The 22,275-nt window shown below is 47.1% G+C and carries 12 protein-coding genes and 2 pseudogenes; 1 reads left to right on the forward strand and 13 read right to left on the reverse strand.

Annotated features, from left to right (window positions below):
• Nucleotides 1–73: 73 nt before the first annotated feature.
• The 8 genes from BDD26_RS20335 to BDD26_RS15740 form a co-directional block, all read right to left on the reverse strand.
• On the reverse strand, nt 74–1,474 hold the full coding sequence (locus BDD26_RS20335; RefSeq protein WP_244922754.1) for a hypothetical protein: 1,401 nt from the start codon (nt 1,472–1,474) through the stop codon (nt 74–76).
• Entirely contained in the window at nt 1,422–3,494 is a 2,073-nt protein-coding gene (locus BDD26_RS19785) for a type I polyketide synthase (protein WP_211305484.1), read from the reverse strand. The genes BDD26_RS20335 and BDD26_RS19785 overlap by 53 nt, the downstream gene beginning before the upstream one ends.
• A complete protein-coding gene (locus BDD26_RS15715; protein WP_211305485.1) occupies nt 3,491–6,967 on the reverse strand; it encodes an AMP-binding protein in 3,477 nt (1,158 codons plus the stop codon). Before BDD26_RS15715 ends, BDD26_RS19785 begins: the two co-directional genes overlap by 4 nt.
• Nucleotides 6,967–8,205 (reverse strand): ACP S-malonyltransferase, encoded by a 1,239-nt coding sequence (locus BDD26_RS15720; protein ID WP_115827083.1) that lies wholly within the window; start codon nt 8,203–8,205, stop codon nt 6,967–6,969. The genes BDD26_RS15715 and BDD26_RS15720 overlap by 1 nt, the downstream gene beginning before the upstream one ends.
• Nucleotides 8,202–13,043, reverse strand: coding sequence for an AMP-binding protein (locus BDD26_RS15725; protein WP_115827084.1), 4,842 nt, complete (start codon nt 13,041–13,043; stop codon nt 8,202–8,204). The genes BDD26_RS15720 and BDD26_RS15725 overlap by 4 nt, the downstream gene beginning before the upstream one ends.
• Nucleotides 13,036–14,691 (reverse strand): amino acid adenylation domain-containing protein, encoded by a 1,656-nt coding sequence (locus BDD26_RS15730; protein ID WP_038260990.1) that lies wholly within the window; start codon nt 14,689–14,691, stop codon nt 13,036–13,038. The genes BDD26_RS15725 and BDD26_RS15730 overlap by 8 nt, the downstream gene beginning before the upstream one ends.
• Nucleotides 14,692–14,940: 249 nt before the next feature.
• Nucleotides 14,941–16,089, reverse strand: a complete 1,149-nt coding sequence (locus BDD26_RS15735) for an acyl-CoA dehydrogenase family protein (protein ID WP_115827085.1) — start codon at nt 16,087–16,089, stop codon at nt 14,941–14,943.
• The gene (locus BDD26_RS15740) at nt 16,082–16,333 is read right to left on the reverse strand and encodes an acyl carrier protein (protein ID WP_038260984.1); all 252 of its coding nucleotides are present in this window, start codon (nt 16,331–16,333) and stop codon (nt 16,082–16,084) included. Before BDD26_RS15740 ends, BDD26_RS15735 begins: the two co-directional genes overlap by 8 nt.
• 453 nt (nt 16,334–16,786) lie before the next feature.
• On the opposite strand from BDD26_RS15740, the pseudogene BDD26_RS15745 reads away from it, so the two are divergent.
• Nucleotides 16,787–16,906: pseudogene (locus BDD26_RS15745) on the forward strand (IS630 family transposase); the annotation flags it as partial.
• Nucleotides 16,907–16,910: 4 nt separating this feature from the next.
• On the opposite strand, the pseudogene BDD26_RS20340 reads toward BDD26_RS15745, so the two are convergent.
• From BDD26_RS20340 to BDD26_RS15770, 5 genes and pseudogenes are all read right to left on the reverse strand, one after another.
• Nucleotides 16,911–16,994, reverse strand: a pseudogene (locus BDD26_RS20340) (type II toxin-antitoxin system prevent-host-death family antitoxin); the annotation flags it as partial.
• Between the two features lie 161 nt (nt 16,995–17,155).
• The gene (locus BDD26_RS15755) at nt 17,156–18,112 is read right to left on the reverse strand and encodes a fimbrial protein (protein WP_115827086.1); all 957 of its coding nucleotides are present in this window, start codon (nt 18,110–18,112) and stop codon (nt 17,156–17,158) included.
• A gap of 12 nt (nt 18,113–18,124) precedes the next feature.
• Nucleotides 18,125–20,608 carry a fimbria/pilus outer membrane usher protein gene (locus BDD26_RS15760; protein ID WP_115827087.1) on the reverse strand — a complete coding sequence of 828 codons (2,484 nt, stop codon included), beginning with the start codon at nt 20,606–20,608 and terminating at the stop codon, nt 18,125–18,127.
• Between the two features lie 77 nt (nt 20,609–20,685).
• The gene (locus tag BDD26_RS15765; protein ID WP_306414906.1) at nt 20,686–21,312 is read right to left on the reverse strand and encodes a fimbrial biogenesis chaperone; all 627 of its coding nucleotides are present in this window, start codon (nt 21,310–21,312) and stop codon (nt 20,686–20,688) included.
• A gap of 171 nt (nt 21,313–21,483) precedes the next feature.
• The gene (locus BDD26_RS15770) at nt 21,484–22,032 is read right to left on the reverse strand and encodes a fimbrial protein (RefSeq protein WP_115827088.1); all 549 of its coding nucleotides are present in this window, start codon (nt 22,030–22,032) and stop codon (nt 21,484–21,486) included.
• Between the last annotated feature and the right edge of the window lie 243 nt (nt 22,033–22,275).

Raw genomic sequence — 22,275 nt, forward strand, 5'->3', positions numbered from 1 at the left:
CCGTGACGTGATCCGGCGGCGCCAAAAGCCCTCTTGCCCAAAGTTATTATTGTCAGAACTATTGATGTCTGGGTTACTGTTGCCGGCACTCTTCTGGCGGAAACAGTAAAATTGCCCGCCTTGCCAGCCCAGCTCTCTCCACGGCTGTAATCCACGGGCGGCACATTCTGTATCCGGACTGACCAAATCGACGCAAAGTGTCGTGATATTGGGATACTCTTCCGGCAGGATCAACAACGGCCCCTGAAGCTGGTTTTTTTTCCGCATTCAACGTTTCTGTGCCATTCCATGCCGCCATTTGTGTTGCGGGGAAAAACAGCCGCATGTCCGGCACACAATTTTGTTCTGTACTCCATCTTGCTAAAGCGGTAGGCAACCAAAATGCCCAGAATTGAGCCTGTTGCGTATTTACCTCATCCAGCAGCCCGGTGATAATCACATCCATCGCTTCCGACGTCTGTAATCCTTGCTGCACCAACCATTCCGGCAATTCTGTATAGATATTTGAAAAATCACCGCCGGATCTCTTCATCATCTCAAGAAACGTATCTATGGCGATAAACCGCAGTGTGTCGCCATTCAGCCCCAATGCGCCAGCCAGCGTGTGCTCTCTTTCCGTTACCTGTAGGCAAATTATCCACGTTGTCGGTATTGCGTCCCGCTTGACGACGTTCTCTGGTGCCTCAACACTGACTTTTTCCCATTCAAATCCGTAATAATGTGAACCGAAAAATAGTGATGAAAGCTCAGGTACAGCGGATGCATTCTCTTGCGTAGCCCGCTCTTGTGGCAAACACACTACCCGCTCAAACGCATGCCCGGGCAAGTGCAATTTATGCTGGGGTTGTGGGTGATTGTACGGGGAATTGTGGAGCCGTGACCATTCGATGGTGCCGCCATGTGTCCAGACCTTAGCAATAAACTGCAATACCAAATTTATTTCCTGATCCACGCTCTCTGCCCCCAGCGTGGGTATTACTCTTTCTCCGCTCAAATGCAGCCACTTGCGCGTATGTTGCAATAAATCCACGCCGGTGCCGATTTGTGCAAAAAGTGCATCCGGATTATCTTGCCCCATCTGTTTTAACGCTGCGCCAAATTGCACAGGCATAAGTATTTGTTTGACCCAGTATTGCGGATCGCTCATTTCATCTGCGGCGATTTTTCGCCCTAATGTCGTTGAATAAACAGTGCATTTGGCGGGTTTCAGAGGATAGTTTTTCAACAAATCACCAAACGCTTTCGCCGCCGGTTCAATCATCGGGGTATGAAAAGCATGGGATATCGGCACTCGCTTAAAGGTAAAACCATTCTGCGTTAACCAATTTTCAGCTTCTGCCGCTAATTCTCTTTCGGTCGCCAGTGCCCACGTTTTTGGGCTGAGTTCAGATATACACCAAAGTTTGTCCGGGAATTTGCCATCAAATTCTTTTTTTTGCAGAACCGTTTTTCGTGGATCGAAGGCTGGCAGCAAAGGCAGCGCCCTTTGGCATGTCCTCCATCAATTGCGCCCGGGCGACCATCAGTTCCATGCCTTCTTCGGGGGTGAACACGCCCGCAATCGTCGCCACCGAAAGCTCGCCCATACTGAACCCGCACAAGGCGGCAGGCTGGCAGCCCAGTTTCTGTAACCAAATCCCCAATGCCACCTGTAAGGCATATAAAATCGGTTGGAGATGATAAGTTGACAGTTTTTCCGGTGGTTGTTTAATCCAGCCAATGACCGTTTCTTTATCCACCGATAAAAGCGCCGCAGCTTTATCCATCAGCCCCAGATAAATCTCTCCAAACTCCGGGTATTCTGCCGCGAGGCGCAGCCCCATCTCCTGTGATTGCGAACCTTGTCCCGAAAAAAGCCAAACCTGACCATCCATTATCTCACCAGCGCCATCCATCAGTTCCCAGTGGTCAAGCTGGTGTTTCCACTCATCACGGTTTTGAGCAACAAAAGCAGCGCGGCTCTCATACGCGATCCGGTTTTCCTGCAATTGACAGGCGATGGCGGCCAGATTTGACGTTGCCAGCCCGCCCTGATTCATATTGGTCACATCAAGGTGGTTGGCATATCCCTTCACCAAGGTCGCCAATGCCAGCGGTGATTTAGCAGAAAGAGGTAAAATTTGCATGGTCTCACTGCATCCTGCGCGTTCCGCTGCGTTTTCTTCTTCACTGGCAGCTTCCGGTGGCTGTTCAAGCAAAACATGAACATTCGTCCCGCCAATCCCGAATGAGCTGACACCTGCACGGCGGATTTCTTGTTGCTGCGGCCAATCAGTGGCTTGGGTCGGTATCCAAAAAGGCGTTTTCTCCAAATTCAGGTGAGGGTTCGGCTGATTGAAATGCAATGATGGCGGGATCTTGCCAAAACGGACGCTTAAAGCGGCTTTGATAAGTCCGGCAATCCCCGCCGCCGCATCCAAATGCCCCATATTAGATTTGACACTCCCCACCGCGCACCGGAATTGGTTTAGCTCATCCGGAGACAATAGTTCCTGTGCCGTTTTGTTCAGAGCCTGAATTTCAATGGGATCACCCAGCACGGTTGCTGTTCCATGTGCCTCAATCATTCCCAGACTTGAAAACGGAATGTCTGCTAACTGATAAACCTGTGAGATAACTTCCGCCTGCCCTTGAACACTGGGGGCTTCAAAACTCACTTTTCTATCACCGTCATTGTTCATGCCGGATTCGACAATTACCGCATGTATGGGATCGCCGTCCGCCACTGCATCCTCCAGCAGTTTAAGCAGCACAACCGCAACACCATTGCCATTCACGGTGCCCTGCCCGTCATCGGCAAACGTTTTGCAATGCCCGTCCGGTGACAGGATCATGCCATCCTGATGCAGATAGCCTCCCGCAACCGGATCAGTAATGCAGGCGCCCCCTGCCAGAGCCATCTCACACTCTCCCGCCAACAGCGCCTTACATGCCAAATGCACGGCAGATAATGACGTAGAGCAGGCCGTTTGCACATGTACCGCAGGGCCGTTCAATTTCATCCGATACGCAATTTGCGCCGCAAATGAAGCCGGATCGTTGTAATTGCTGACATCGAACATTTCCGAGATATCCTGACTGACTCCCGAGAATTGTCCCAATCGGGTCAGGTTCAGCGTAGAGCCGATAAAGACACCGGCATTTTTCAATGACTCAGCGGGAGTCATTCCGGCATCCAGAAAGGCGTTGTAACTGACTTCATGCAGTACACGGAGTTGTGGATCCATTTTGCTGGCTTCACGGTGTGAATAACCGAAAAATTCATAATCAAAACATTCAGTATCTTCAAGGACGGCTTTAGCAGGGACATAATTGGGCTGGTCAATAATTTCCGGATTTGCCCCGGTCGCCAGCAGTTCTTCCCGAGAGAAAAAAGACACTAATTCCTGCCCTGCCAACAGATTGCGCCAAAAACTTTGCCAATCGGGGCTTTGGGGAAATTTGCAAGAAATGCCAATAATAGCAACTTCATTACCGGTATATTCACGCTTCATAATGCTGAATTTCCTTTTGCTTTACGCCGTCTGTCCGCCAGTCTGTTTTTACCGGAGCGGGCTGACGACAAAGTGGATTCTTGGGATGGCTGATTGCCGGAATCGGGACGGGTTCCTTCGGGGGCTGCATAGTCAGACGATAGGCTGCTTTGTTTGAGCCAGCCTGCAAAGGTGGCAATGGTCGGGTATTCGAACAAGGTTGCGACACCAATATCCAGCTTGAATGCTTGTTGCATCTGGGATTGCAGCGTGATGATCTTGATGGAATCACCACCTGCATCAAAGAAATTCACGTTGGTGGCAATGGCCTGTGTTTCTAAAATCCCGCACCAAATCTTGTACACCTGAGTTTCAATGGGATCGGTCAGTGTCACGGGTGCTACGGCAGATTGCGCTTGTTGCCATTCAACCGCGCACGCCCGCAGCCATTTACGGTCGACCTTGCCCGTGATCGTGCGTTGAAAGCCATCCACAACCACAATCAGGGCCGGATCCCACGATGACGGAAAATGGCGGCGGATATGTTCCCGCACGCGGGGTTCCAATATCGCTGCTGATTCGCTGCTATTGACAAAAAGGTGCCACTGGCGCTTGCCTGCCTGCGCAGCCGGCAGCAGGTAACAAGCTTTGACCTGCGCCAACATTTCGACTGTGCGTTCCAGTTCCCGTGGTGCAATGCGAACACCGTTCACTTTGACTTGATCATCAATCCGTCCCAGATAATTAAAACCGGACTCATGGGAAAATGTGACCGCATCCCCTGTGCGATAGAAATAGGATGCAAGGCTCCGGTATTCAGGGAGCACACTTTCATGCATCAAATGATTGGCAGGCACGAAATATTTTGCTGATTCAACCGGATTGGTGGTGTAACCGTGGGCGACAGCCCGCCCGCCAACCCAAAGCTCCCCACGGATACCGGCTGGCAATGGGTTGCCGAATATATCCGCGCCGTAAGCAATGACATTCTGGATAGGCCAACCAATGGATACCGCGGATGCCAGTGTCTGTCTGGCGTTAAGGCAATCTACCGTGGTCTCGCTCGGGCCATAATGGTTGCTGACAGCATAGCCCTGCTGTAACAAATCATCCCTGAGACGTTTCGGCAGCTCTTCTCCTCCGAATATCCACAACCGCATGGCCGGGAAAAAGGGCGCCCCCTGAATCAGCTGCGCTATGGCACCCGGAATAAAGTTGACCAATGTGATGGATTCATTTTGCAGCAGATCGATAAATGCCTGTCTTTCCAGCAAGACGTTAGGTGATGGGTAAACCAGCGTGGCTCCGACAGCAAGGCTGGCAAACAAATCCTCTACACTGGGATCAAAATTAAGATCCGTTAACCCCAGAACCCGATCTGCGGATGTCAGGCGAGTCTCCTCGATGAACCAATCCAACAGATTCGCCACCGATTCGTTGCGAATGGCGATACCTTTTGGTGTGCCGGTCGTTCCTGATGTGAAGATAAAATAAAATTCACCTTCTGGCGGACGATGACTTAAGCGTATTTTTCCGGCTTCACGGGTCAGCGGTTCTATATCAAACGATGCAATACCGGATAATTCAGTGCCGGATGATTCAATATCCAGCAATAAACAATGCCCGATATCAGAAGCCAGCTCGCGTTTCAACGCCGAGTTGGCTAATACCAACCGACACTCGGCCAACGCCAATAGCTGTTTTCTGCGTTGCAACGGATCTTTGGGATTGAGGTAAAAGTAGCTCCCGCCACTGAACAGGATTGCCAGGAGAGCCTGTGTGGATAACAACCCTTTTTCAAGGTGAACAGCCACGCGATCGCCCGGAATAAATCCCGCTTCCTGCAAGCGTTCCTGCAAAATGGCAATGCCCGATAGCAGGGTGTGATTGTCTATCCTGTACTGATGATCTATCAGGCTGATGTCTTGGGGATGGTCATTGAGTCGCTGATAAATACGCAATAAAAACTGATTGATATCGGGGCAATCTGCCTTGATTTCTCCCGCAACCAGTGAACTTTCAGACCCTGTCCCGGACACTTCTATTGTGGAATTAACTCTCAGCGCCCTATTTTCAAGCAATTTTTTCGCAGGCTGGTTGAGCAAGTCGGTTGCCAATGATTCAAACGCGTTGAATACCACGGCGACCGCAGCGGGATCACCTTCGTAGGTTTCCCCTGTGCTTAATTCAACACGCCACTGTTCGACGCCAGAAACAGTCAGGGTTAAACCAAAGTGGGTAGTCTCTTCACTGTGAAAATCCGTCAGAAATGCCCTGTGGCTTCCATCCCGCAATGTGACATCAATGGGGTAGTTATCGAAAACGACAATCGAATCATAAAGTTCGTCACGGGTTCCTGCTTCTTCCCGAATAGTCAGGGGCGGTGTTTTTTCATGCTGTTGGGTCTGCTGCAATATTTGAAAAACAGATCGCAATGCCGTTTCCAGATCCCATTTCCCATTGAGTTCAAGGATCAGCGGTACAGTATTGGTGAACAGCCCCAATGGTTGGTGTTCAGCGTTTTGACTCAATGCCGCGCCCCTGCCAGAAAAAGTGCAACCAAAGGCAACCGTTTTTTGGTAGGTGAATTTGGATAATGTCATTGCCCAGCACAAATAAATGAAGCTGGCTGGTGTCACTCCTGCTCGGCGGCACAATGTTTCTATCCCGGTCTTGCGCTCCTTGCCCCACAACGCGTTCGCTTTGTTCGCCGCCGATTTGTTACCTGCTCTGTCCGTGCCATCGTTATCGGTTGAAGTAGTTACAGTTGTTGCAGCATGCTCTGACGGCCGGAACAGCGGCTCATCCAGCAATTTGGTTGTGGCAGAATCTTCTCCGTCCGGCAATTGCCGGAATTTGCTTTGCCAATATTCCCGGCTGACCATCAACTCTTCCGGACTCAATCCCTTCCATAGTTGCTGTGCATATAACCGTGAAGCCAGCGGGACTATTTTTTGTTTACGCAGCCCTTGCAACCACAGGGAAATCAGTAATGAACTGCTCCAGCCATCCATCAAAATATGGTGGAAGGAGAAAGCAATACTTAATGTTCCCGCGTCAACATCGTGGAAAACCACAATGCGGAAGACTTCGCTATTCAATGCAAATGGAGTCGCTTTCGACCGGGTCAGCCAGTCAAGGCAGCGTTGTTTCACCGGCAATGATGGGACGCTGGAGTCAACACGGGTATATTCCAGTGAAACACGCGGCAAGGCATAGACAAGCTGGTGAGGAACCCGGATGCCTTTCCAGACAAATACCGATCTCAAGGCGGGCTGCGCCTGCTGGATCTGGTGCCATACTTTCCGGATCTCGTCTTCTTCAATATCAGCGGATAAACTGAATGCCACCCCAATGTGATAGGCGCTATTGCCATCTTTCAAGGCATGAAACAGTAAGCCATTCGCCTGTGGTGTCACCTGTAGCAATTCTTCAATGTCGTTATGATTTATTTCGTTGTGAGCCGTAGAGTTGTGATTTGCAGTTGTCATCATTAATACCTCCCTGCATCAAAGAGGCTCTGCAACTTCGCTTTTTCCATCGACAGAGGATGGTTTCCGTTCACTTCAAGAACGTCCAGCCACTGCTGTGTCATTTTATGGAGAAAATGGCATTCTTCCGTCTTCAGGTGAGAACCTGTGAACCTTTGTCGGGTTTGCTCCCTGATGCGATGCAGTTGCTCGATTGCCTTCGGTTCCGCCAAGGCCGGCACTTTTGAGCTATAAAGATGGAAATAGCAATACCGGGAAAAACGTTCTAACCGGCTCTCTTTGCTATTCAATTCCTGTGTAAATGTGAACAGTTCATCGGGTTCACACAGGGAACGCATTGGTAACTTTGCGCGCTGAGTGAGATAACTCAAGACATTTTTCGGCGAGATTTCCAAATAGCGGGTAACGCCTTTTTGCGCGACGTATTGCAAACTCGGTAACCACTGCACCGGAGAGATCAGATGCTGCACAATCGACGCTTTCAGGTTTTCTACCTGTAACTCCGCCCCACTGACATTACAAACCAAGCGGGAAACCGGAACAGTTTGCGGCTCTCTCTCCGGTAAGAAATCAAGTAATGCGGTTAATTTTGCTTTTGCCTCTGCCATTAAAGGCGAGTGAAACGGGCCGCCAATTTTCAGAGGGTAAACCAGTCCTCCTAACGTTTCCATGCGGGGAGCAAAGCGTCGGATATCGGCCATCTCACCGGAAATGGTGACTTGATCAAATGCATCCACGGCGGATATATAGACCTCGATTCCCTCATCTGTGCGGGCTTTTTCCACTTCCTGTATCACAACTTCGGCAGGAATGTGCAATACCCAGCACATATCCCCCTGCTGGAAATGGCGCGCGCAGGCTTCCACCACTTCGGAGCGGATATTGACGATTTTGGTCAAAGTCGCCAGATCAAGGTATCCGGCAGCGCAGAGTGCGGGATACTGGCCCAGGCTGTGTCCCATCATAAATTCAGGAATCACTCCTCCATGCCGCCGCAGGATGTTGGCGATGGCGACCGTGGTCGCTGTTAATGCCAACTGAGCGATGCGTACTTGCTTCAATGTGTCATGGCGCTCGCCGTGAATGATTTCATGCAAGTTGACCTGAGATAGCTCTGACACTTCGTCCAAACAAGCCCGATACTCAGGATATATTTTAAATTCAGCAAACATGTCCGGCCGTTGAACACCGACACCGGGAAATAAGAATACGGTTTTGGCTGAGTCGAGAGCGATTTTCATGCTGAGGCTCCATGAATAATGAAATCGAGCTCCGATTGTGAGAGCTGACAAAAAGGGAAATCCGTAGGGATCAGTGATAGGTTCAAACCGTGTTTTATCGGCCTGCCATCTTGTTGTTCAAGCTGGTCATGGCGGATATCACTCCAGCTCACGAGTTTGTCATTCAGTTGGGTTAAATAACGTCTGGCTTCCTCAATGTCGGCACCAGCAATTCCCAGCCTCAGCTCAACAACAACAGCACTTAATTCACGGCAATCACGAATGAGTACGTCAAAATCAGCGATGCTCTTTTCATCGGGATGGCGGAAGCCACCGGAAAGCGATTGAACCAAGCTGACATTGCGCCATGTCCCGATGCCATCCAAACCCAAACCAATATCATTGATACAGATAAGTGGCCGTCGGGCTGTAGCATTCAGCCCCAACTGTTTTTGCCAGTCGGCAGCATCTGTATGTAAACGATGCTTCAACGTTTGCAACAGGCTGAACGGATGCTCTGAGGAAACATCAAGATCCAGATGGTGGAAGCCGGTAAACCACCCCACTGCATTCGCCATCTCTACGTTCCGGCTGGCTGGCATTTCTGCTTTGGAAAACGCTACGTTGGACACACTGGAAAAAAAGCGCCCGTGATTTTCAAACAACACTCTGGGTTGTTCCGGCAGCAGAGTGTTATCCTGCATCACTGTCAGCAAGGCGGCGGCAATTAACTGTGAACGATCCGCTTTAGCACGCTGCTCCAGCATGTTGATATCTTCACCGGCAATGGACAGCGTCAGTGTGACTGGTGCCGTGGCTGGCGGGCTGTCATTGTTCGGCGCCGCTGTTGGTTCCACACTCAGTTCGTGCCCTCTGCGCCATGTTTTCTCAAACCACGTATTCCCCAGCCATTGACCCCAAAGGAAAGCGCCCTGCTCGGTATCCATGCTGGTCGTCATGTCGTTTTGAATAACGGTTCCGCTTAACGCCTGATCCAATTCATCCAACAAGAAAATCCATGAATGCACATCGCAAATCAGATGATGGCAAACCCAGAGCAGATAGCGTTTGTTGGTTGCCGGATCGAATATCACCTCATGCACACTCGGCTGAATATCCAGACTCACGCGCTCTTGTAATTGACTGAGCCTGTTTTCAAGGGATTCACCAGGCGTCAACGGATTATCCTGCGCCGACATCGTTCCTTGTTGGTTTTCTTCACTAGCTGGCAATGCGTGTTTCGGCGGTAAAAAATAAAACTCACTCAAATCTTGATTGGTTCTCAGGGAGAAAATTTGGTGTCTGGTTTTGATAGCGCTGATTGCTGCGTTGATATGTTCAGCCGAAAGGCCGGGAGCCAGCTCAAGCACCACGCCTTGCTGGAATCGATCTGCGTAATTAAAGTCCTGCTGCCGGAACCAGCGCACGCTGGGTAAGTATTTCAGCCACTCCGCCGTTAATTCTTTCTGTACCGTTACATGCGATAGACGCGCACCAGCGGCGGCTTCGTTTTGTTGTTCTGCACTGGCTGTTTCTAACACGGCTCCCAGCGCAGTTGAGCTTAACAATGCTGGCGTTCCGACCCTGACGCCCTCTTTTGCCAATAGCGCAACCAAGCGGATTGCCTTGATGGAATCCCCGCCCTGCTCCAGAAATGAGGCGCTCAGATCGACAGGTTGCGGCCAAATCGGCTTGAGAAATTCAGCATTCAACCACGTGGGAAGTTTATAAGTTTTCGCCTTTCCTTGATTTTGGTTATCAGCTATGGCGGCGGTTGCAAAAGATCGAGACCTGTCACCCGATGCCCGGTTTGCTTTGGCAGCCGCAATAAGTACGGCCATATCCACTTTACCGTTGGAATTTATTGGCCAAGGCTGTACCGTGCAGTACAAGCTGGGCAACCAAGCTTCGGGAAGCCGGTTTTTTAAGTTGCTTTGAAACTCATGGCTGTCATAAGACACAGGATAGTTGCTGCACAGGACAAGGATCTCATCACCCGCCATTTTCTCCATTCCACCCACTTGCGCCATGCCATCCATGACCAGTTTCAGTACCTTCAATTGCCAACCGTGGTCATTGCCGCGCCCAAGCTGGGCCAATGTATCCTCTACCGCTTTTTCAATTTCCGCCGGATGGATCCGGTGCCCGCGGACTTTAAATTCATCGTCGATACGCCCAAGGCAATGGAAGATCCCCTGTTCATCCTGCAAACCTAAATCCCCGGTTCGATACCAACGGTGCTGTTCACTGCCGCTGTACACAAATTTTGCGTTTGTCTGGGTGCTGTCATTGAGATATCCATCCGCCAGAACAGGGCCGCCAATCCAAATTTCGCCCCGGAATCCTTTGGGCATGTATTGCCCCCAGCTGTTCCTTATCGATATCTCGGCCCTGCCCAATGCTGTTCCGATGGGAGTAATGGACGGTAACGCAGTGTGGGCAGCATCATTGTGGAATGGCTGGCTCACGGTATAGATGCAACACCCGACAGTTGCTTCCGTCGGCCCGTATTCATTGATAATTCTGCTGCCTGACGGCAAGAACTCCAGCGCCTTGCTCACCAAACTGGTGGGTAAATTTTCACCTCCGACAACAAAAGTCAGTGGGTTTTGTCTTGCGGCAGTGTGTTCGATAAGTAAAGCAAGATGAGATGGCGTGCACTTAACGCCTGTCAGCGCTTCATCAGCAAGAAGACGGTGCAGCAATTCAGGGTCATCACGCATGTCCTGTTCGTGAATTTGCATAAATCCACCGGACAGAACCGATGCCAGAATTGCGGTTTGTGTTAAGTCAAATCCAAAAGAGGTAAATAACGGGGCATTGAACGGAGTTTCATCGGCATAGGCTGTTTTGGCTGCCAGTGCATAGTTTGCCAATGCTGCGGGAAAAATTGCCACCCCCTTGGGTTCTCCGGTGGAGCCGGAAGTATACAGAATATAGGCAGGATTGCGGGAAGCGGGCTCTGATTGCATCTCAGGATAGTGTTCGTTCTCTATCCAATCCTCGTCCCCTGCGTATTTTTCCGACGACATCGTTTGCAGTGCCACCGGAAAGAGTGGTAAATGCAATGCCTGTGCCAAATCCTGATCAGCTTCGGTGTAAATGCACAGGGCAGCCCCCGAAGCACGGATGATCGTCAATAACCTTGTTATCGGCATTGTGGTCGGGCAAACCGGAATGACCGTCACATTGCCAATCAGGCAGGCCAGATAAGCCAGCGTCGTTTCAGGCGTGCGCCTCCCCAAGAGCAAAACAGGGGCTTGCCCCGAGAACGTTTTTTTTGCCCTGTGCAACTGTCTTTGCAACTGCGCGCTAAATTGGTGGATCCACAACAAGCCCTGACGATAAGTCAGCCCGTCCGCTACTGAGGCTAATTTAAATAGTTGATTGTCAGCATGATGTCTAAAGGCTTGGGATAAATGTTCACCTATCGGTGCCGTTGTGCTGTCCTCAACGTTAGCGGGGATTTGATCCTGCCCTGACACTTGCGGGGATTTGTTTATGCTGTCTTGATTGAGTAGTTCACCAATGGCCGCTACCGCATTTTCAAGGACGGATTGCAGAAATGCCTGACACTGTTCCAATGTCCATATTTTGCGGAAATCGGCTTCAAGCCAAAAACAGTTTTGCTCAAAACGGTCATGGATATGAATGGTTGCAAACAGCGCTTCGACGGCCTGAGTGTGGTCAATATGCATTTCCCCACCCGCAACAATGCCCTGAAACTCATCGATTTGGTAGGAGACACCAAAAGCCGGAATGATTTTCTTCCAGTCTGAGGAAGCAAATTCTCCCCACCGGGTAGCTGGCGTATAACGTGAATGTACAATGGCTTTTTGCAGTTGAGCTTTCAGAACCCGGTAACAGTCTGCAAGAGTTGTATCCGCTTCGCGGAATACCGGCAGCAAGATAGGTGCCACCGACATGGATATCGTCCGTTTTGCCTCTTCGCTCCAGCGATTAACAATGGGTGCCTGCAATAAAACGCCATTGCTGTCTTCAACTATCATTTGTGTATAGGCAACGGCTGTGAAAAATAATCTGAAAATCGAGCCTCCACTGTTTTTAAAGCGGGATAACAGCGCATTTTGCTCATCAGTAACGAGCACTTTTACACGTCTGGAGCGGGGTTCTAATCCACGATAATCACCTATCGGATAGCGGGCGGAGATTTTACCGGCATCTGTTGAAGCCTGATCGCCAAAAAGACTTTGCCAATACGCGGCATCTTTTTCAAAACGCCGGGAATTTGCATACTGTTGCTCTTCCTCAATATGCAAAGAAAATAAAGGAGACACTGGCTGTTCTATTCCGTCTCCCTTCTGCTCCAAGGCCTTGACCAGAGCATCCGTCAAAATGGCTAATCCGGTAGCATCCGTCAAAGCATGGTATGCCTTAATGAACCAACCTAATTGCCCTTGCTTGAAATGAACCGCAAAAATTTGTATCGGTATAAGAGATAAATCATCTTCTATCAATAACTGGCGATTGGCCCAGTGTTCAAATGCCTGATCAGGATCGGGATAGTTGCTGAAATTGACTTTGACCACTTCCGATTGCACGGGATCATGCCGATAGCCATGCCACTTAAGTTCTGACGGTTCACTTTCCGATACTTTCGTTTTTACCGCGTGCCCTGTTATTACTTTCTCTTCTATTGCTTTTTCCACAAAGCCAATACGAAAGACATCTTGCGTATTGCGAACAATTTCAACGGCACGGGCAAGCTGTTCCAGAGACACTTCACCATCCAAGCGAATCACGCCCCCCAAATAAAACCGATAGCCAGACAGATAAAACACGTCCATTTTGAAAATAGCCTGCTGCGACCGGGTTAACTCAAAAATCGATTTATTCATGACTTGTCCCCCCGCCTTGGCCGAAAAACAACTCCCGCAGATTTTGGGCGATCACTTTTCTGTCAAGTTTTCCGGAGCTGGATCTCGGCAACTGCTGTGCCTGCCAATAACGCATGGGCAGCATGTAGGCAGGCATGTGTGCGGAAAGAAATTGCCGGATATCCTGCTGCTGAAGCTCTTCTTGCCCTGCTACGATGGCAGCCACCAGCCATTGCTGTTGTTCGCTGTCTTCAACAACACAGACCACCGCTTCCGTAATGTCCGGGTAATTGAGCAGGTGATGTTCTATTTCACCCAATTCAATCCGCAACCCACGCAGCTTGACTTGTGTATCCTTTCGTCCCTGACAGAAAAAACCTTTTCCTTCCTCATACCATCCGAGATCACCCGTCAGATAAATTCGTTCCTGAAGTTCGGGATGGAAAACAAATGCCTTATCGGTCAAATCCGGTCGGTTGTAATACCCCTCAGCCAGACATATTCCGCCGATAGCGATTTCACCTGTTTCTGACGCCGTTTTTAATGTCAGATCCTCCGGGTCAATGATGTATATCCGGCATCCGGTGAGTGGCTGGCCGATAGGAATGTGTGTTAACGGTGTTTCCATACCAGTTTCAAACAGATCGTCATAAAACATGCAGTCATAAAAACTGACATCGATGGCCGCTTCCGTCGGGCCATACAAATTGGTCAGCAAGCAATGCGAAGTAAACATGTCCTGAAATTGCGTCACCAGACTGGCAAGCAACGATTCCCCGCTGACATAGACTTTGCGCAACGCCGGCAAGGGTGATGGAGATCCTTCATGATTGCTCTGGGGTACTTGTTCCAGCAATTGCTCCTGTAGTTCTTGAAGTACTGGCTTCAACAAACTGGGAACAAAATGAACAACCGTAATATTTTCGTCTGCCAGCGCTGCCACAATGCCTCTGGGGAAAGACTCCAGCCCCGGTTGCAGCAGATAGTTGCTAGCGCCATTTAACGCGGGCAAAAAAATCTCCCACAAAGAGACATCAAAAGTCAGTGCCGTCCTTTGCAGGATAATATCCGCATCTGTCATTTCGCTGTGTGCCTGATGCCATTCAAGCCGATTGATAAATGCCCCATGATTAACCAGAACACCTTTGGGTGTGCCGGTTGTGCCGGACGTGAAAATCAAATACGCGGGATCTGTCGCCCGCAATTGAAGTGCACTTGGCCCGAACGTGTCTTGCGGGGCTTGCTCCGAAAGTGGCGAGGTAATTATTTCTTCCAACTGCTCACAGCTAATCAGTGCCAGTTCAACACCTGTCTGAGTCAACAAATTTTCCTGTCCCGCATGACAAAAAGCGATGCAGCACTGAGCCGTCACAAGCATGGATGCCAGACGGGCGGTGGGCGTCTTCATGTCTACAGGAAAATAAACCCCTCCGGCCAGTAACCCGGCATAAGCGGCCACCAAAAACTCAGGGCTGCGTTCAAGCCCGATGGCAATGCTATCCCCTTTACGTACACCGCATTCATTAATCAGGTAATGAGCCAGCCGTTGTGAACGTTGATATAACGCTTCCCAAGATAGAGTATTTCCTTTTCCCCAGCGTACCGCTGGAGCCGGGTTATCTCTCGCCGTACTTTTGAAATAATCAGTAATCAATCGTCCTGTTTTCATGACGCTCTTGTCCTCTGATTGCTGGCTTTTTTATACCCACCGTCTTTCAAATTGCAGCTTGGTCGGCAGCATCTTGAAATTCATTGGGTATCGTTTTTATAGTCTCAGATGTGTTTGCGACCCTATGTCATCGCTGTTCGGCAGACAATAGGAATCCGTCCGCCGAACAGGATGTTTGGCTTTTCGGGTCATATTTATGGGAATTAATGTATGGATGAAGCGATACGGTTTAATTTATCTTTTAAAGACTTATTGGGTATAACTGTATCGATTACAGACTTCTTTGCCGATCAGCATTTTTTGCAGTTCATTACTTCCTTCAACAACTTGCAAGATTTTTGCGTCCCGATAAAGTCGGCTGATGCCATTTTTCTCCTCACATCCGTGACCACCGTGAATCTGAACTGCTTTCGCGGCAGCAATACCGGCTTCATGTGATGCGAATAACTTGGCCTGAAGGATTTGCACAAGGGCATCTTCATCCTTGGCTTCTTTGGTTTTTGTTGCTGATAAGCAAATGAGTTGTGAGGCGAGCAGGCTACTGGACATTTCAGCTAAATAGCCGCGGATAATGCCCTGATCTGCAAGCAATGTTCCAAATGTGGCGCGTGAATTGGCCCGATGGGCTGATGCGGCTAAGGCGGCTTGCTGTATTCCCAGCGCAGCCCAAGCCACGCTGATACGACCATAATCCAATGCGCTGTTAGAAATGAGGTTTTGTCCAAATCCGGGTTTCCCGACAATATTTATCTTGGGGATTCGGCAATCGTTGAAATCCAATACGGCCAGATAGGCACTCTTGAATCCCAACATATTTTTCTTGGCCGTGATTGTTAATCCCGGCGTGTCCTTGGGAACCAATACTGCGGTATCCAACCCTTGGTATTTACCGAAGACCAGAAACAGATCCGCTATCTGAGCGAATGTAATCCAGCTTTTTTGCCCATTTACACTCAGCCCATCACCAGAATCTGTAAATTGTGTCGATAAATTTTTAGAATCCCCTCCCGCAGACACTTCCGTTTGTGCGAACGCCCCGATAATTTCCCCCTTCACCAAGGATGCCAAAAAACGCTGTTTTTGATCTTGAGTTCCCCACTCCTCAATGGTTTTAAGCATCATTGAATGTACATTCAGCAACCCTGTCAGTGATCCGCTGCCTGCACCTATCGCCATATTCAATAGCCCGAATGTGGTGGCGTCAAAGCCCAAGCCACCGTTTTCAGGTTTTGCCAATCCACCCAGCCAGCCATTCTGCGCCAGTTTCTGTACAACATGGGCTGGAATTGCTTCGGCTAAGTCCCATTCATCGGCATAAGGTGCAACCTCGGTGGCTGAAAATCGCTCAAACTCTTGTAACCATTCCTGCTGTTTTACAGATAAAAAACGATTAAACATTTGCTGCCACCTTCCTATCCAAAAAATCACAGACTGCTTGGATACTAGAAAAATTAGCATTATCAAGGTCATCAAGCTCAACCTTAATTTTGAAGTTTTTTTCCAGGAAGGAAATTAATTGAATGGCAGCCAACGAATTAACCAAACCGGTTTCAAAGATATTGACTGTATCGCCTAAATCCTGCTTACCCGAAAGTTTGCACAAATATTCAGAGACTAACTTTTTATGTTCAGATACGTTCATTACGACTTTCCCTTTACCAGCTTAATTTCATGATGAGACTTTTGTTTGCAGTATTCTTCCGGATGATTTATAGCCTTCCCTAATGTATCTTTCGTCTTCTTGCGTTACATTTTTGTTAACTTAATATTCATTGGACATAGCTACCGCATGACGGATTAATCCACCAAAAAATTGCAATAAGTATCTATTTTCTCCAGAAACCAAATATATGTTAACAATACATTAAATGCACTTACATAACAAAACATAACGAGCAACATAATAACCTCAAAAAATAATAATAATTAACATTATATTATCATTGTCAGGCGAGCGGGTCTAAATTATACTGATGCAAAACCCCAGGGTAAGAGCGTGAAGATTTTGTTAAAACCGGGGTTTGAATAAAGCGTATATACCAATCTCCCTTGAAGATGCCTGATTTCTTATCCAAACCCGATCATGCATGCAACCATGAAAATTCATCTGACACCAGAACAAAAACATGCCCTCGAATTGATGCATGATACAACGCGCGACAGTCGAGTGTGTGATCGCATCAAGGCGGTGCTTTTGGCCTCCGAAGGCTGGACTGCTCAGATATAACCACAGCCACGGGTTTTCCATTTTTATTTATCTGGACAGGTGCGCGCTGTGCTTTAAGCAGCACATCGTCCACAATACCAAGCCTGTATGGATCAGGGGTTGCTTCAGAAAACGAAAAAATCGTACCATAAGAGCTTCCCCGGATAGTCAACACCAATTTATTTTTTCCTGCTGCTTTATCACTGAAGTCAAGGGATAAAACTGCGGAACTATAAACGGTTATGATGAATTTCTCGATTACTTATAATCGACAGTAAAAGTGGCCGTGGCATTAACACTACCGGCAGTGACGGTATTACTGGTTTGATAATACTTTGCCGTATATGACAATATTTTCGAAGAATTTATCGTGCCAAGATCCTGCTGTTCACCAAATTTCACAGGATTGCTTTTGTCATCTAAAATCTGAATGCCGATTCCTGTTGCTGATGAGGTTGCATCAGCATTTATCACGCCATTTGTGCCAGTCTTTCCCGGCTCCCAGGTAATATTCGCGTTCGGAGAACCTTTGCATTGCACATTAATCTCGAAAGAACGTCCTCCAGCGGTATCACCTATGTTCTTAAAGTGACTTTTTAATACGGCTCCCATCGGGACATTAACAACTGGAGTGGTTATTTCACAAGATCTTGTTGTGATGTTAAATTCAGGGATTATATAAGAATACAATTCCTCTCCGGTAAATTCTCCATTACTAGCTCGACGAGCCATCGTTATTATTATCTTTTTGACTATTCCGGATTTAACATCATTACCGATCTGTAAATAAAATTTACTGCTAAAACCCTTGCCTCTGCCGATCCCTCTTGAGTTATTCACTGCCAGGTCATCAGCCTTCAAACCATCAGGTGTGAGGCTCAATTTAAATTTGACATTAGTAGGACTGGTAACATAAAACTTACTTGTGGAGGATTCACGCGTTGCTCCCTCGATAGATTTTACATATATCTGATGGCCACCTTTATAATCGCACTTTACATACACCCTATTGCCATCTATGGTTTTTTTATATGGTGTTTTATTAGAATCAACAGAAATATCACCAAATGTGACTATCTGAGTCTTATTATTGGCCGTACATACTGCTGCTGTAATCCGTGTTGAATAACCTCCCGCGGCAATAACAATTAGTAATCCCAATAAAAAGTTATTAGCTTTAATCTGCAAGCGATTATTATATTCAAAATTAAACATTATAAATTCCTTTTAACTGCGGCAGTCAGCCGCCAGCTGTAATACGCCTGTCTTTTCGGGCAGCACTGATAAATCTATTTTTGCATGACATTGTTGACCTTTATTTTTTCCCCACTGTACTTTTATTTCTGCCTGCTCAGGGACAGCATTCAAATACAGCTCACCGTCATCACCAACAATCCCGCTACTGTCACTGTTTATTAACGCTGCGCTGGCACCAAAAGGTACGGGTTTGCCGTTGTAACATAATGTCACCAATATCCGGTGCCCCTGACGGACGCGAAAATCGGCAGCAACCACGGCACCGCGAGTCGGTACAATGTGTTGCACTGAGTTGTCAAGGTCAACGCCATCAGCCAGCATTTCAGTATCCAGGGCAACCCGGTTGTAAGCATATGGTTCAACCGACGGGATTACGGCATAGCCACGTGAATCCGTTTTAATTCCACTGTGATTTAAAACTTTTGTTTCTGCTGCACCAGCCGCTTTAACCAGTGCCACGGTCTCACCTAATGATTGGGAAAACGTAATGCCGTCTTGATGGGCAACAAGACCGCCAGACAACCCGTAGTTAAGCGATCGGCTATTATCGCCATAGCTGTAGCCCAGATTCACACGGCCAGAAGAATAGCTATATTCCAGCGAAGCACCGCCGCTCGTCCCTTCCATATTATTGCCATGTTCCCCGTGGATATGATATGACAAAGCATGATCATCCAATGCGCTGCCACTAATCGCCAGTTGCTGGCTTCCCTGACCGCGGCCGTTTCTGTTGATGCTGTAAGTTGCCCATCCATCAGGCAGCCACTTATCCAGTGGAATAGAGACATTAAACGATGCCTGTATATCCTTATTCTTAATGGATTCATGATTGGCACTGTAAGAAAGATTCAACCCATAACTGATCCCGGCAAGGTTAATGTTATAACCCGCAGATAATGACTGGCTGGTGCCTTGTTTGCCCCAGTAATCCTGCTGATAGGCAGACACATAAAGACTGCCAAAATCCCCCATCCCCTGGTTCAGGGTTAGCTGCAACTGGCTACGCTTATTTTGTGCGCGGCTGGTTTCTTTTCTTACTGAATATTCATTCGCCTCTGCAAATGAATAGTATTCTGGTGTGGAATAGCGATAGCCAGCCAAAGTCAGGGATGTCCCTGTTGCCTCAATACTTTTTGTATATTGGATTCGATACGATTGCCCTCGTTTATGTTCATTCTTCGGCAATCTGGCATCAGCCAGTGTCATATCCAGAGAAATCGCCCCAAAATTACCTAAACCAACCCCCAGGCCAGCGTTAAACGCCCGGTAGTTTTCTGCTATCTGCATACCAGACAGCAAACTTAATCGGTTGGAGAACCCATAGATAAATGTCGCTTCGCTAAAATAAGGTTTATAAACGTTGGCATCGGAATAACGGTAACGCCCCAGGGTAATCTGATATTTTAATTGCCCTTCTCGCTGCATCACTGGCACTGATGAACATGGTTGCACGAGTTTACGCTGTCGCCCGTCCTTTTCGGTGATCGTGACATCCAAATCACCGGAACCGGAAGTTGAATAAAGATCCGTGATAATAAAAGGCCCCGGCGGAACATAGCTTTCGTAGATGACGTAATTATTTTGGCGAACTGTTACGCGCGCATTGGTTTGAGCAATACCACGGATAATTGGCGCAAAGCCACGTTGGCTGCCGGGCAACATTAAGCTATCGGATGTCATAGAAGCACCAATGAACGGCACGCTTTCAAATATATCTCCGTCAGTAAAGGTTTCGCCAAGAATTATTTGACTTTTTAGCCCATGGATGTCCCGTTGGATGTAGCTGTTAATGGATGAAAAACGATTCTCACCTTTATTTTTCCCAGAATCATAATCATAAACTGATTGATTTCTTACCCGCCACGGTCCGATATTTATTCCACTTTGTAAATTTAAAAAATAACTTTGGTTTTTTGTGTTTTTGTTATAACTCTCTGATCCACTAAAATTATAGTTCATTAAAAATGCTGACTCTCCCTGTTGCCATAAATGTGATGCCACCGTATCTCTGGCCTGATTATCCAATGCTGCTTGTGGAATACTGATATCCAGATGTTGCTCATAAAAATCAAATGAAGCCGATGCCTGCGGAATATACTCGCTAATATCATCAATAATTTGTTCAGGAGAAATTTTCATCAGCGCCGGAAAAGCTGACATTTTCACGCCGAACTGTTTTAAATTATCGACCGTTAGCTGTGGCGATAGTTTGCCGTTTTCCAGTTTAATAAAATTAACCTGTTTTGTTTCTTTCTCTTTGCCGTTAAGAAATATGTTCACCAGATACTGACCCGGTAATTGGCCACCGGGGGATGAAAATACGCTTAAATCAATCACCGGCTGAGTATCATTTAATTCCAGTGCTGATAATCGAAAATAATCCTGTGCCATGACGGGTAATGATAACAACACAGAAAAACATAAAATAAAGACCGAAAGAAAACATGTTGGCATAATTATTCCGCCACTTGTTTTATATTTAACAAATATGATTTTTAGTCCCCAATATTTATCTTTCATCTTCTTTTTAATTAAGGCAGATTTTTAATTATCTCTTTGCTCACGCCACCATAACTGTTAATGCTATTCCAGCTAACTAAGCCTGGTGATTCAGATGGCAGGGCGAAATATGCTACCCCTTGTGGAGCGATCATGTCAGTACCCGTCAGGGTTTTCCCGGCCACTTTAATCTGTCCGAGGGTTACGTAATAATTACTGGGGTTTCTTACCTCAAGTTGGTTATCAATGCGACGAAATGTCAGCATTTTATAAGCTTCTTCAGAATCGCCCTCAATACCTTCAGGCCGATAAAACAATTTGATTCGGGTTTTCACCGTAATCAATAACGTATTCTGTTCGTTTTCTTGTACGGCAGGGATAGATTTCACATTAAGGTAAAAAACCGATTCCCTGTTCTCAGGTAAATTTCCGCCGGTACGGATAATACGAAGAATACTTTCTTTGCCAGCATCCAGACGAAACAGCGGCGGTGTCACAATAAAAGGAGCTTTTTCTCCCTTTGAATCAGTACTGATAAAAGACTGAATTAAATAAGGCCGGCTTTCGTCAGAGTTTTTCACTGAAATTGAAGTTTCTTTTTTATTCCCTTTATAAATAACGCGGGTTCCACCAACGGTTACACCCGCCCAGGCTGGCAATATAAAAAACAATGAGAATATGAGCGTTATTTTTTTCGCTAGCATATACGATGTAAATATTTTTTTTATTTTATCTTTCATTATTACATGACTACTTATGATGTTAATAGCTCCCGGCCGCAGCCATAAAAATGCCTCTGCGGCCAGGAAAGAAATACCTATAATTAATTTTTATTTGTAAGCTATATTAAAATTAAGCGTGGCATTGGCCTGTCCGGCTGTAGGGGTTTCTCCATTAGATACATAAGCCACTTGTAAAGGTATTTCTGTATCAGCTTTGTCAATTTCAATATCTTTTAGTTGGTGAGAACCAGAAGTAAAATCTATCAGATTACTTTCGGAATAAACACCGATGCCAATCCCTTTTGCACCCGAAGATGATTCTATTGCTAATAGTTTGCTATTGTGGACATCACTCGTCCCTGATATTGTAACCTTCATCATAATATGTGTTGTACTATCAACAGGGCACCCAGTTAATTTGATCTTAAAATCCTTTTTGCTCCCATCAACTTCCCTTCCCTTTTCTTTTATATCGCTTTTGATATATGTCCCCATGTGCACAATTTTGTCAGAATCACCATCAATAGTGCAGGCTGAATCTATAATGCGTCCCTTGAATTGAACTGTCCCAGTTGTTGTCGCAGGGGCAGCATAAGAAATACTGCTTATTGAAGCCAATATTGCGGCAATAAAAGATGAAACAAAAATATTTTTCATTTACATATCCATAATGATCATAATATACAACTACTTATTATGCATAACGCAAAACAATAATGCGGCATAACAAAAAATTTCGGACACAGGTTTCTGTGTACGGAAGAAAAATTTACCTTAAGAATCAAAAAAGATCAATAATTTGATCGGAATTGACGATCAATTATCAATATATTGATAGGATTTATCAATCAAGAAAAAGTGAAGCGATCGAGAGAAGCATTTTTACATGTACGTCATAAT

The organism is Xenorhabdus cabanillasii (genome assembly GCF_003386665.1).
In the GTDB taxonomy this organism is placed as follows: Bacteria; Pseudomonadota; Gammaproteobacteria; order Enterobacterales; family Enterobacteriaceae; genus Xenorhabdus; species Xenorhabdus cabanillasii.